This window comes from Streptomyces sp. NPDC059816, from assembly GCF_042732055.1.
GTDB lineage: Bacteria > Actinomycetota > Actinomycetes > Streptomycetales > Streptomycetaceae > Streptomyces.
Genome location: NZ_JBHWIQ010000003.1, coordinates 1 through 12,202, shown reverse-complemented (window position 1 = coordinate 12,202; position 12,202 = coordinate 1). Strand labels below are relative to the sequence as shown.

10 protein-coding genes are annotated in these 12,202 nt (G+C 71.6%); 3 read left to right on the top strand and 7 right to left on the bottom strand.

Annotated elements, in window-relative coordinates; all coding sequences use genetic code 11:
- Nucleotides 1–13 precede the first annotated feature (13 nt).
- The 6 genes from ACFV88_RS04865 to ACFV88_RS04840 all read right to left on the bottom strand — a co-directional run bounded on the left by ACFV88_RS04865 (nt 14) and on the right by ACFV88_RS04840 (nt 8,806).
- The gene (locus ACFV88_RS04865; RefSeq protein WP_385486080.1) at nt 14–1,495 is read right to left on the bottom strand and encodes a catalase; all 1,482 of its coding nucleotides are present in this window, start codon (nt 1,493–1,495) and stop codon (nt 14–16) included.
- Between the two features lie 152 nt (nt 1,496–1,647).
- Nucleotides 1,648–3,837: a SpoIIE family protein phosphatase gene (locus ACFV88_RS04860; RefSeq protein WP_385486078.1), complete on the bottom strand. Its 2,190-nt coding sequence runs from the start codon at nt 3,835–3,837 to the stop codon at nt 1,648–1,650.
- 89 nt (nt 3,838–3,926) lie between these two features.
- Nucleotides 3,927–4,640, bottom strand: coding sequence for a class I SAM-dependent DNA methyltransferase (locus ACFV88_RS04855; protein ID WP_385486076.1), 714 nt, complete (start codon nt 4,638–4,640; stop codon nt 3,927–3,929).
- Between the two features lie 93 nt (nt 4,641–4,733).
- Nucleotides 4,734–5,402: a DUF402 domain-containing protein gene (locus ACFV88_RS04850; protein WP_385486074.1), complete on the bottom strand. Its 669-nt coding sequence runs from the start codon at nt 5,400–5,402 to the stop codon at nt 4,734–4,736.
- 133 nt (nt 5,403–5,535) lie between these two features.
- The gene (locus ACFV88_RS04845; RefSeq protein WP_385486072.1) at nt 5,536–6,960 is read right to left on the bottom strand and encodes a class II fumarate hydratase; all 1,425 of its coding nucleotides are present in this window, start codon (nt 6,958–6,960) and stop codon (nt 5,536–5,538) included.
- A 169-nt stretch (nt 6,961–7,129) separates the two neighbouring features.
- A complete protein-coding gene (locus tag ACFV88_RS04840) occupies nt 7,130–8,806 on the bottom strand; it encodes a fumarate hydratase (RefSeq protein ID WP_385486070.1) in 1,677 nt (558 codons plus the stop codon).
- Between the two features lie 167 nt (nt 8,807–8,973).
- On the opposite strand from ACFV88_RS04840, the gene ACFV88_RS04835 reads away from it, so the two are divergent.
- Nucleotides 8,974–9,672, top strand: coding sequence for a DUF1707 domain-containing protein (locus tag ACFV88_RS04835; RefSeq protein ID WP_385486068.1), 699 nt, complete (start codon nt 8,974–8,976; stop codon nt 9,670–9,672).
- A gap of 156 nt (nt 9,673–9,828) precedes the next feature.
- The gene (locus tag ACFV88_RS04830) at nt 9,829–10,206 is read left to right on the top strand and encodes a WhiB family transcriptional regulator (RefSeq protein ID WP_385486066.1); all 378 of its coding nucleotides are present in this window, start codon (nt 9,829–9,831) and stop codon (nt 10,204–10,206) included.
- A gap of 138 nt (nt 10,207–10,344) precedes the next feature.
- On the opposite strand, the gene glpX is transcribed toward ACFV88_RS04830, so the two are convergent.
- Nucleotides 10,345–11,379, bottom strand: coding sequence for a class II fructose-bisphosphatase (gene glpX, locus ACFV88_RS04825; RefSeq protein ID WP_385486064.1), 1,035 nt, complete (start codon nt 11,377–11,379; stop codon nt 10,345–10,347).
- A gap of 159 nt (nt 11,380–11,538) precedes the next feature.
- Here glpX and ACFV88_RS04820 point away from each other — a divergent pair, with 159 nt between their 5' ends.
- Entirely contained in the window at nt 11,539–12,075 is a 537-nt protein-coding gene (locus tag ACFV88_RS04820; RefSeq protein ID WP_385486062.1) for a DUF4245 domain-containing protein, read from the top strand.
- The last annotated feature ends 127 nt before the right edge of the window (nt 12,076–12,202 follow it).

The following is a 12,202-nucleotide window of genomic DNA, read 5'->3' as shown; positions in this document are numbered from 1 at the left end:
GTGGCTGCGGCGGTCAGCCGCCGTTGACGTTCGCGGCGATCCGGTCACCGAGCGCCTTGTCGATGTTGCGCCAGTACTGGACCGCCCGGTCGAGGACCGGACGGCTCACCCCGGCCGACAGGTGCCCGCTGACGTTGGAGACCAGCCGGTCCCGCGCCGCGTCGTCGAGGACCTGCCGCACCAGGGTCCCGGCCTGACCCCAGTCGTCGTCCTCCCGGTGCAGTGCGTACGCCTCGCGGACCATCTCGCCGGCCGACTCCCAGCCGGCGATCTCCCCGAACCGTGCGGTGTCCGCCGCCGGACCGCCGTACGAGTTGGGCGCGTAGGGCGCCGCCACGTTCGCGGGGTCGTACCGCATCGGGCCGTCCTTCGCGTACGAGCCGACCACCGAGTGCGGCCGGTTCGGCGGGAGCTGCGCGTAGTTCGGTCCGATCCGGTACCGGTGGGTGTCCGGGTACGAGAACAGCCGGCCCAGCAGCATCTTGTCCGGCGACGGGCCGATCCCCGGCACCAGGTTCGACGGCTCGAAGGCGGCCTGCTCGATGTGGACGAAGTAGTCCTCCGGATTCCGGTTCAAGGTCATCCGGCCCACCTCGACGAGCGGGTAGTCGCCGTGCGGCCACACCTTCGTCAGGTCGAACGGGTTGAAACGGTAGTCCGGCGCGTCCGCGAACGGCATGATCTGCACGTACATCGTCCAGGACGGCGGATCGCCCGCCTCGATCGACTCGTACAGGTCCCGGCGGTGCAGGTCCGCGTCGGTGCCCGCCAACGCGTCGGCGTCCGCCTGGGTGAGGAAGTCGATGCCCTGGTCGGTCTTGAGGTGGTACTTGATCCAGAACCGCTCGCCGCCCCCGTTCACCCACATGTACGTGTGCGAGCCGTAGCCGTTCATGAAGCGGTACGACTTGGGGACGCCCCGGTCGCCCATCAACCAGGTCACCTGGTGCGCGGTCTCCGGGGACAGCGTCCAGAAGTCCCACTGCATGTCGTTGTTGCGCAGACCGGTGCGCGGATGGCGCTTCTGGGAGCGGATGAAGTCCTGGAACTTCTGCGCGTCCCGCACGAAGAACACCGGGGTGTTGTTGCCGACCAGGTCGTAGTTGCCGTGGTCGGTGTAGAACTTCAACGCGAATCCGCGCGGGTCCCGCCAGGTGTCGGGGGAGCCCTGCTCACCGGCGACCGTCGAGAACCGCGCCAACATCTCGGTGCGCCGACCCGGCTGGAAGAGGTCCGCCTTGGTGAACTGGCTGACGTCATTGGTGACCTCGAAGAAGCCGTACGCGCCGCTGCCCTTGGCGTGCACCACCCGCTCCGGGACCCGCTCCCGGTTGAACTGGGCCATCTTCTCGATCAGATAGTGGTCCTGGAGCAGGACCGGCCCGTTCGAGCCGACGGTCAGCGAGTGCTCGTCGCTCTCCACGGGGATGCCGGCGTTGTTCGTCGTGTACGGGGCGGAATCCGGTGCCTCGGTCACGAGCGTCCTCCCATGCATGAGGGGGAGCCGGGGGACACGGGGGATGTCCCCCGGGGCGTGGTCGCTTCGTCCACCACGCCAGTCAACTCCGCCGACAGGAGGTCGGCAACATTTGGCCGCCCGACACGTGCCGGTGCGTGCCGGTGCGGGGTGCCGTCCCCGCACCGGACCTACGCCTGCGGGCCCGGGTTCCGGTTCAGCTCGAACCACACGACCTTGCCCGTACTGAGCCGGGTGGCGCCCCAGCGCCGCGCCAACTTGTTCACCAGGTACAGCCCCCGACCGCCCTCGTCGGTCGCCCGCGCCTGCCGCAGCCGCGGCAGCTGCGGGACGTCGTCGCCCACCTCGCAGCGCAGCACGTCCGTCCGCAGCAGCCGCAACGTCACCGGCCGAGACGCGTACCGCACCGCATTGGTCACGACCTCGCTGACCAGCAGCTCCACCGAGTCCGACAGTTCCTCCAGACCCCACCGGGCCAAGGCCACCCGGGCCAGGCGCCGGGCGCGGCTCGGGGCCTTCTCGTCCGGTTCCAGGAACCAGTACGCCACATCGCTCGGGGCGATCCCGTCGAAGCGGGCCGCCAACAGGGCGATGTCGTCGTCCCGGTCGCCCGGCCCCAGCATGTCCAGGACCTCGTCGCACAGGGCTTCCAAGGGCGGCGGATGGTCCGGGCCGGTGAGCTGCGCGGTGGCCGCCAACCGGGCCCGCAACTGCTCGATCCCGGCCACCACGTCCCGCAGCCGCGACTCGACGAGACCGTCCGTGTACAACAACAGCGTCGCCCCGGCCGGAGCATCGAGCTCCACCGCCTCGAAGTCGACGCCGCCGACCCCGATCGGCGCGCCCGCCGGCACCCGCAGCACCTCCGCCCGGCCGCCCAGGTGCAGCAGCACCGGCGGCGGATGGCCCGCGTTGGCGATGGTGATCCGGTGCGATACCGGGTCGTACACCGCGTACAGGCAGGTCGCCATCCGGTCGTGTCCGAGCCGCTGCGCCTGCTCGTCCAGGTGGTGCAGGACCTCCTGCGGCGGCAGGTCGAGACCGGCGAGGGTCTGCGCCGTGGTCCGCAGCTGACCCATGATCGCGGCCGAGGTCATCGAATGGCCCATGACGTCGCCCACGACCAGGGCGACCCGGCTGCCGGGCAGCGGGATCGCGTCGTACCAGTCACCACCGACCCGCGCCGTCTCGGCCGCCGGCAGGTACCGCGACGCCAGCCGCACCCCGGTCGGCCGGGGCAGGGTCTCCGGCAGCATGGTGCGCTGCAACTCGTCCGCGATGTACGCCTCGCGCCCGTACAGCACGGCCTTGTCGATGCCCAGCGCACTGTGCGTCGCGAGCTGCGCCGCCACCAACAGGTCCTCGCTGTCGAACGACACCCGGTCCGGACGGCGCAGGAAGATCGCCGCGCCGATCACCCGGCGGCGCCCGCGCAACGGCGCCAGGATCGTGTGCCGCCCGCCCGGCACCGTACGGGTCTCCCCGAGCAGCTCCGGCAGGGCGTCCAGGGCGTCCTCCGCGAACACCGGCCGCACCCCGCGCAACACCTCGGCGAGCGCCCCGCCGGGCCGCACCGTGCACAGTTCGGTCGTCCCGGTGGCGTCCAGGTCGAGCTGGAGGGCCGGCAGCGAGCCGCCCATCTCGGTGTCCCGCTCCTCGGGAATCCGGTCGGTGCGCCGCAGCCGCAGCACCACCGGGCCCATCGGCCGTTCGTCACCGACGGGCAGCGGATCGCGCAGGTAGACGAGGATCGCGTCCGAGAAGGTCGGCACGGTCGCCCGGCACAGCCCCATCACGATCTCGTCCAGGTCGAGGCCGCGGGCGATCCGCCGGGTGGCGGCGCCCACGAAGCGCAGCCGGTCGCCGTCCCGCCGCATGTGGGTCATCCCGGGCTGGACACCCGCCGCGGTCCCCGCGCCCCGCCGCTCGACGCCGTCGGGCGGCCCGGGACTCTCCGCGGACGAGGGGCCGCCGTCGCTCTGACGCGTCGCGCTCTGTCCGTGTTCCGTGGGGCCCTCCGGGTCGCTGCGGGTGTCACCGGGACTCTCGCCGTGGGTCTCCTGGCCGTCCGTGCGGACGCCGTCGTGCCCCGCCGGGCCCTCGTCCGGGGCCGGCCGGGCACGGTGGGCGGCCGAACCGTCGGCTCCGGGCTGGGCGTGCTCGGTGCCGGACTCCGCGTCGGCGCCGCCGCGCGCCCCGCCGGGGCGGGGCTGGGACGGCATCGCGGACGTCGTCCCGGGAGCGCTCGCCTCCGGGGACGTCTGGGCACGCAGCAGCGCCCCGCGGGGGTCCACGGGGGCAGCGGGAGGACCGGCCGTGCCGTACTGGCGGCCCTCAGGGGGGAGGGGATGCTCCGTCACGCGTGTCGAATCCGTCCGTCCGGGGCTGCGCACCGTGCGGCCAGGCGGTCACCGGGAGGTGCCGGAGCCGTCCGCGCGGCACACGGTGATCAGGTGCGTCGGCAGTTGAGGAACAGTTGGTGCTCGGGTGGTGCGTCCGCCCGCGAGGGCGCGTACGAAAGCAGGTCCTCGTCAGTGATCTCGAACCCGGCCTCCCGTACCACCTGGGACAGCTCTTCCCGCAGGAAGCCGGACACCCGGATGAAGTGGCTCATGAACGGGATCTCCGCATCATCCAGGTCAGCTTCCACCATGGACATCGCCAGGACTCCGCCGGGCTTCAGCAGCTGGTGGAACTGCCGCAACGCATAGGGTATTTCGGATCGGGGCAGCATCAACAGTGTGAAGAAGCACGTGATCCCGTCGAAGTGGCCCAAGCCGTCGGGCCCGGCGACGCGCAGCGTGGCCAGATCACGCTGCTGGAACTCCGCCTCGGGCACGTTCGTGCGGGCGAGTTCCAGCATGCCCTCGGAGAGGTCGACCCCGAGGACCGAGTGTCCGGCGTCCACCAGCTGGCGGGCGGTGGGAATCCCGGTGCCGCACCCCACGTCCAGCACCCGTGAACCCGGCGGCAGCTCGGCCAGCAGCCGGGACACCGCAGTGACCTGCCCCTCCTTGTGGGGGAAGGCCTCGTCGTAACGCCCACCGATGGCGTCGAACGCCTCCGCCTGGCCCGAACGGTCGGGAGCACCCTCGTCCGGTCCCTCGTAGGCCGCGTACGCCTCGTCGCGCTCGCTCACGTTCTGGCCACCCCTCGATGACATCCGGTCAGACCTCGCGCAAGCCCAAGGAGTTGCTGCTGTGCGCCCTTGTGGAGGACGATCCTACGGTTGACCCACGGGGGCGCATCAAGGGTCTCATGAGGACACATGCGCGGGCGTACGATCCCAGTCCTCGGGCAAGGCCGGAATCGGCCATACCGGATCGGGCCGCCACGCCGGCCAACCGTCCCGGAACGGTGCCCCCCACGCCCTGATCGCCTCGACCGCCGCGTCTCCCGCCTCCCGTACCCGGCGCGCCTGCCGCGGGGCCATCAGCCCGGCCCGCTGCGCCTGCGCGAACTCGTCCTCGTCGTGCCACCGCCAGCTGCGGTCGGGCTGCACGGAGATGTCCAGGAAGTGGTCCTCCGAGTCCACCCCGCCGTCCCAGCGGACACGTGGTTCCTCCAGGTTCACGTACCAGTTCTTGAACCGCCAGTCGGGGTGCCAGAACAGCCACACCGACCACGGCTCGCCGGGGCGGGCCAGCTTCAGCACGCCGGTGCCCGCCCAGCGGTCGCGCCGGACGGTACGGGGCTTGGTGTAGCGGGTCGCCAGCGGCTCCTCGTGCGGCGGGGTGCCGTCGGCGAGGACCGGGCGCACGCACTCGGTGCCCGGGGCCATCCACACGGCGAGGAGGTCCGGGGCGTCCCGGACGACGGTCACCGGACGGCAGATGTGGAACCCGTCGCCGCCGTTCGCCCGGTACCGCCACAGGATCTGGTCCCCCGCGTCCCACGATCCGCGCACCCCGTCTTCGCCCGTCATGCCCAGATAGTAGGTTCCCGGGCCGGGCGACGCGCCGAATACGTCATCCCGGTGGCCCACCGACGGCCCCGGTCACGCGTGTGAGGGACCCGGCGCCCGGCTCCGGGGTGCCCCGGGCCGGGCGTCACGCAGGTCAGGGGCGGGTCATGCGCAGGACGTCCAGCGCGGCGTCGAGCTGTTCCACGGTCAGGTCCCCCCGGTCCACGTACCCGCCCTCCAGCACCACCTCGCGGATCGTCCGGCGCTCGGCCAGCGCCCGCTTGGCGACCTTCGCGGCCTCCTCGTACCCGATGTACTTGTTCAGCGGCGTCACCACCGAGGGCGAGGACTCCGCGTACTCCCGGGCCCGTTCCCGGTTCGCGGTGATCCCGTCCACCGTGCGGTCGGCGAGCAGCCGCGAGGCGTTGGACAGCAGCCGGATGGACTCCAGCACGTTCTTGCCGATCACCGGCAGCATCACGTTCAGCTCGAAGTTCCCCGAGGACCCGGCCACCGTGATCGTGGTGTCGTTGCCGATGACCTGCGCGGCGACCATCAGCACCGCCTCCGGCACCACCGGGTTCACCTTGCCCGGCATGATCGACGACCCGGGCTGGAGGTCCGGCAGCTCGATCTCCGCGAGCCCGGTGCGCGGTCCGCTCGCCATCCACCGCAGATCGTTGGCGATCTTCGTCAGCCCGACCGCGATCGTCCGCAGCTGTCCACTGGTCTCCACGATCCCGTCCCGGGCGCCCTGCGCCTCGAAGTGGTCCCGGGCCTCGGTCAGCGGCAGCCCGGTGTCCGCGGCGACCTCGGCGATCACGGCCGCCGAGAACCCGGGCGGGGTGTTGATCCCGGTGCCCACGGCGGTCCCGCCCAGCGGCAGCTCCGCCAGCCGCGGCAACGAGGAGCGCAGCCGCTCCACCCCGTAGCGGACCTGCGCCGCGTACCCGGCGAACTCCTGGCCGAGGGTGACCGGGGTCGCGTCCATCAGATGGGTCCGCCCGGACTTCACGACGTCCGCGAACTCCTCCGCCTTGCGCTCCAGCGAGGCGGCCAGGTGCTCCAGGGCGGGGACCAGGTTCCGGGTGATGGCCGCGGTCGCCGCGATGTGGATCGAGGACGGGAACACGTCGTTGGACGACTGCGAGGCGTTCACGTGGTCGTTGGGGTGCACCTCATGCCCCAGCCGCTCGCTGGCGAGGGTCGCCAGCACCTCGTTGGTGTTCATGTTGGACGAGGTCCCCGAACCCGTCTGGAACACGTCCACCGGGAAGTGTGCGTCCCAGCGGCCCTCGGCGACCTCCGAAGCCGCCGCGACGATCGCCTCGGCGACGTCCCGGTCCACCACGCCCAGCTCGGCGTTGACCTTCGCCGCGGCGCCCTTGATCCGGGCCAGGGCCTCGATGTGGGCGCGCTCCAGACGCTGCCCGGAGATCGGGAAGTTCTCCACCGCCCGCTGGGTCTGGGCGCGCCACTTCGCGTGGGCCGGCACCCGCACCTCGCCCATCGAGTCGTGTTCCACCCGGTAGTCGTCTCCCGTGGTGGTGCCGGTGCGGTCGTCGTGAGCGGTCGCCATCTCGTCTGGCCTCCTGGGTGGGCCGGTCCGTGGGTCGGGCCGGTGCGTCGGGTCGGTGCTCGGGGTCCCCGCCTTGGTGAGCGGACGGCTCCGCCCCACCTATTCCCCGCCGACCCGACTTTCCCGTCCGTCCCACGCCCCACGGGGGACGCGCGGTCCGGCGCAGCGGTCAGCCCAGGCCCGGGCCCCGTACCGGGATGGAGGTGAAGGTGGGGGCGGGGGCCGGGTCCTTGAAGAAGTCGTTGCCCTTGTCGTCCACCACGATGAACGCCGGGAAGTCCTCGACCTCGATCCGCCAGACGGCCTCCATGCCCAGCTCCTCGTACTCCACCACCTCGACCTTCTTGATGCAGTCCTGGGCGAGCCGGGCGGCCGGGCCGCCGATGGAACCGAGGTAGAAGCCGCCGTGCGCCCCGCACGCGTCCGTGACCTGCTGGGAACGGTTGCCCTTGGCCAGCATGACCTTGGAACCGCCCGCGGCCTGGAACTGCTCCACGTAGCTGTCCATGCGGCCCGCCGTGGTGGGGCCGAAGGAGCCGGAGGCGTAGCCCTCGGGGGTCTTCGCGGGACCGGCGTAGTAGACCGGGTGGTCCTTGAGGTACTGCGGCACGCCCTCGCCCGCGTCCAGCCGTTCCTTGATCTTCGCGTGGGCGATGTCCCGCGCGACGACCAGCGGCCCGGACAGCGACAGCCGGGTCTTGACCGGGTACTTGGTCAGCTCGGCGAGGATGTCGTCCATCGGCTGGTTGAGGTCGATCCGGACGACGTCGCCCGACTCGGCCAGGTGGGCCTCGGTGGTGTCGGGCAGGAACCGCGCCGGGTCGGTCTCCAACTGCTCCAGGAACACGCCTTCCGCAGTGATCTTCGCGACGGCCTGGCGGTCGGCCGAACAGGACACGGCGATGGCGACCGGCAGCGAGGCGCCGTGCCGCGGCAGCCGCACCACGCGCACGTCGTGGCAGAAGTACTTGCCGCCGAACTGCGCACCGATCCCGATCCGCTGGGTCAGTTCGAAGACCTTCTCCTCCAGCTCCTCGTCGCGGAAGCCGTGGCCGAGCGGGGAGCCCTCGGTGGGCAGGGCGTCCAGGTAGTGCGCGGAGGCGTACTTGGCGGTCTTCAGCGCGAACTCGGCCGAGGTGCCGCCGACCACGATCGCCAGGTGGTAGGGCGGGCACGCGGCCGTGCCCAGGGAGCGGATCTTCTCCTCCAGGAACTTCATCATGGAGGTCTCGTTGAGGACGGCCTTCGTCTCCTGGTACAGGAACGACTTGTTGGCCGAGCCGCCGCCCTTGGCCATGAACAGGAACTTGTACGCACCGCCGTCGGTGGCGTACAGCTCGATCTGCGCGGGCAGGTTGGAGCCGGTGTTCTTCTCGTCCCACATGGTGAGCGGGGCCATCTGCGAATAGCGCAGGTTCAGCTCGGTGTACGCGTCGTAGATGCCGCGCGACAGCGCCTCTTCGTCGCCGCCCTCGGTGAGGACGTTCTGCCCGCGCTTGCCCATGACGATCGCCGTGCCGGTGTCCTGGCACATCGGGAGCACCCCGGCGGCGGCGATGTTCGCGTTCTTCAGCAGGTCCAGGGCGACGAACTTGTCGTTGCCGGAGGCGTCCGGGTCGTCGATGATCCGCCGCAGCTGGGCGAGGTGCGCCGGCCGCAGGTAGTGCTGGATGTCGTGGATCGCCTCGGCGGCGAGCTTGCGCAGCGCCTCGGGCTCCACCTTCAGGAACGTGCGCCCGTCCGCCTCGAAGGTGCTGACACCCTCGGCGGTCACCAGGCGGTACGGCGTGTGGTCCGCCCCCAGCGGAAGCAGATCGGAGTACGCAAACTCTGGCATGACGCCCATTCCTTAACTCAGCGGCCCTGAGCGCCCCCGGCGTCGGCGGCGCACCGTTCAGCGTAATCCGCGGCCCCCGGCAACCCGCCCCGGGGTGGACGCGTCCCTCCCTTCGCAGGTACGGCTTCCGCCACGGCCCCTAGTCGCGATCTATCGCGTCTGGGTAATCTGGGTTCGTGGACCTCGAAAAGCGCCCAACAGCCCAGGAACCGGCCCCGTCGAAGCCCGTGGGGCTCCGCGCCTCGGACGCCGACCGCGACCGGGTCGCGGACATCCTCCGGGAGGCGCTCGCGGAGGGGCGCCTCACCGCCGAGGAGCACTCGGAGCGGGTGGAGGGGGTGTACAGCGCCAAGACGGTGGCCGAGCTGGCACCGTTCGTCCAGGACCTGCCGGCCGGTGCCCAGTTCGCCCCGCCGCGCCCGGTCCCGCAGCAGGTGCCCGCCCGGCCCCCGGTCGGCGGGGTGCCGTTCGCGCCGCCGGAGAACCTGGTGGCCGTGTTCAGCAGCAGTAGCCGCCGGGGCCGCTGGCGGGTCTCCCCGCGCACGCACGCCTACGCGATCTTCGGCAATGTGGAGATCGACCTGAGCGAGGCGGTCTTCGAACACCCGCACATCATGATCAAGGCGTTCAGCCTCTTCGGGAGCGTCGAGATCGTCGTCCCCGAGAACGTCTCGCTGCGCGGCAACGGGGGCGGGATCCTCGGCAACTTCGAGGTGGACACCGTCGACTCGGCCGAACCCGGTGCGCCCGTGGTCCACGTGGACGGCTGGTCGGTCCTCGGCAACATCGAGGCCACCGCCCGCAAGGGCCGCCGGATCGTCGACGCGCTGAAGGACCGCCCGGGGGACCGGGTGCGCAAGCACCTCGGCCTCTGACGTCCGACGACTCCGGCTGACGCGCGAGGGCTCCGGCACTGGTCCGTACCTGTCCGAGAACACCTCTGTACGGGAACGCAGTGCATAGGCGCACGCACAGCGGGTAGGGCTTGCTCCATCGCCGCTCCCTTGCGAAGCCGTCGTCAGGAGTAGATCGTGCTGCATCCGCCGCATCAGAACTTGCAGGTCGCCGCCGTTCCACCACAGCGGCTACCAGCACAGGATCGGGATCAGGACTCCCCGTGGCACACGGAAGCGGTCTGTCGCCGGGACGAGGCGGGGCTCTTCTTCGCGCCGTCCAAGGAACCCACCGCGGCCAGGCTCTCCCGCGAGGAGGCCGCCAAGGGGGTCTGCGCCCGCTGTCCGGTGATGATCGAGTGCCGGGAGCACGCGCTGCTCCAGCCCGAGCCCTACGGGGTGTGGGGCGGGCTGACCGCCGCCGAGCGCAGGGTGGTGCTCGCCCGTCGGCGCAGGCGGGACGTGGAGCTGAAGAAGGCGGCGCACGCGACGGACCACATCGCGGCGGCCGGCTGACCGCTCCCACGCGCGGGGCGGCCACGTCGCGCGGGTGCCCCGTCGGACTGCGTACGCCGACGGGGGTGCCCTCCCGCACAGCAGGGCACCCCCGTCGCCGTACCGGGGTCCACGGCCGCAGCCGTGGTGGTACGGGGGCTACTTGGCGCGGTCGAAGTCGATGGCGCTGTACGCGCGCAGCTTCGCGAGCCGGTGCTCCGAGTCGATCTGACGGATGGTGCCGGACTTGGAGCGCATCACCAGGGACGAGGTGGTCGCCGTCTCGGAGCGGTAGCGCACCCCGCGCAGCAGTTCGCCGTCCGTGATGCCGGTCGCCACGAAGAACACGTTGTCGCCGGAGACCAGGTCGTCGGTGTGCAGCACCCGGTCGAGGTCGTGCCCGGCGGCGATCGCCCGCTCCCGCTCCTCGTCGTCCTTCGGCCACAGTTTGCCCTGGATCGTGCCGCCCAGGCACTTCATGGCGCAGGCCGAGATGATGCCCTCCGGGGTGCCGCCGATGCCGAGCAGCAGGTCGACACCGGTGCCCTCGCGGACGGCGAGCACCGAACCGGCCACGTCGCCGTCGGAGATCAGCTTGATCCGGGCGCCGGTCTCCCGGATCTCCTTGATGACCCCCTCGTGGCGCGGCCGGTCGAGGATGACGACGGTCACGTTCTCCGGCGAGGAGCGCTTGGCCTTGGCGACCCGGCGGATGTTCACGGCGACCGGGGCGTCGATGTCGACGTAGTCCGCGGCCTCGGGGCCGGTCACCAGCTTGTCCATGTAGAAGACGGCGGACGGGTCGAACATGGCGCCCCGGTCGGCCGCCGCGAGGACCGCCACCGCGTTGGGCATGCCCTTGGCGGTCAGGGACGTCCCGTCGATCGGGTCCACGGCGATGTCGCACTCGGGGCCGGTGCCGTCTCCGACGCGCTCCCCGTTGAAGAGCATCGGTGCCTCGTCCTTCTCGCCCTCCCCGATGACGACGATGCCGTTCATCGAGACGGTGGAGACGAGGGTCCGCATGGCCCGGACGGCCGCGCCGTCGGCGCCGATCTTGTCGCCGCGCCCGACCCAACGGCCCGCGGCCATGGCGGCGGCCTCGGTCACCCGGACGAGTTCCAGGGCCAGGTTGCGGTCCGGGGCCTCGGACGGCACTTCGAGTTCGGTCGGCAACTGATGATGTTCGGTCATCGAGACGCACCTTTCTGATACGACGACGGCCGGATGAGGGTGTAATGCGACTCTATCCGCAGGTTGCAGCAATGAGCAGGGGGGGCCACGTTTGAGCGGCCTGCGGGCGGGGGCATCGCCGCGGGGCCGGTGCCGGGGGCGGGAAGGGCACCTGCGACGATGGGAGGCGTGGCAGGAACGAGCCGACTCGGCAAGCAGAGCGTACGGAACATGATGCTGTCCCTCTCGGTGGCAGTGCTCTTCGCGGGATTCATCTGGTTGTTCCTCCCGCACGACGGCGACAAGGACCCGGTGCTGAAGCCGGTCGACTACCGCGTCGAGCTGGTCACGGCCCAGCGTGTGGCGCCCTACCCGGTGGCCGCCCCCAAGGGGCTGGACGGCGAGTGGCGGGCGACCTCCGTCCGCTACCGGGGCTCCGAGTCCCACCACTGGCACCTCGGCTTCCGCTCGCCCGACAACAAGTACGTGGCCGTGGAGCAGTCCACCGAGAAGCCGCGCACGTTCGTGGAGCGGGTCACCCGGGGCGCCCGTGACACCGGTGCCACCCAGGCCGTCGACGGTGCGACCTGGCGCAAGTACGAGGGCGAGCGGTACGACGCGCTCGTCCGCACCGAGGACGGGGCGACCACCGTCGTCCTGGGGTCCGCCTCCTTCACCCGGCTCGGCATGATGGCGGGATCGCTCGGCGCGTCCTGAACCGTCCCGCCCGGCGGGATCGACGTAGGCGAGTGGGGGGCGGGCGCCGGGGCGGGGGCCCCCCCCCCGACGAAGAGGGGGGCCGGGGGGGGGCCGGGGGGGGGGCCGGGTGGGGTGGCAGGGGGGA

Bases quoted from the DNA above. Each gene is read 5' to 3' on its own strand.
- ACFV88_RS04865 (WP_385486080.1), bottom strand. From the start codon at position 1,495: ATGCATGGGAGGACGCTCGTGACCGAGGCACCGGATTCCGCCCCGTAC.
- ACFV88_RS04855 (WP_385486076.1), bottom strand. From the start codon at position 4,640: ATGTCATCGAGGGGTGGCCAGAACGTGAGCGAGCGCGACGAGGCGTAC.
- ACFV88_RS04850 (WP_385486074.1), bottom strand. From the start codon at position 5,402: ATGACGGGCGAAGACGGGGTGCGCGGATCGTGGGACGCGGGGGACCAG.
- ACFV88_RS04845 (WP_385486072.1), bottom strand. From the start codon at position 6,960: ATGGCGACCGCTCACGACGACCGCACCGGCACCACCACGGGAGACGAC.
- ACFV88_RS04840 (WP_385486070.1), bottom strand. From the start codon at position 8,806: ATGGGCGTCATGCCAGAGTTTGCGTACTCCGATCTGCTTCCGCTGGGG.
- glpX (WP_385486064.1), bottom strand. From the start codon at position 11,379: ATGACCGAACATCATCAGTTGCCGACCGAACTCGAAGTGCCGTCCGAG.
- ACFV88_RS04820 (WP_385486062.1), top strand. From the start codon at position 11,539: ATGGGAGGCGTGGCAGGAACGAGCCGACTCGGCAAGCAGAGCGTACGG.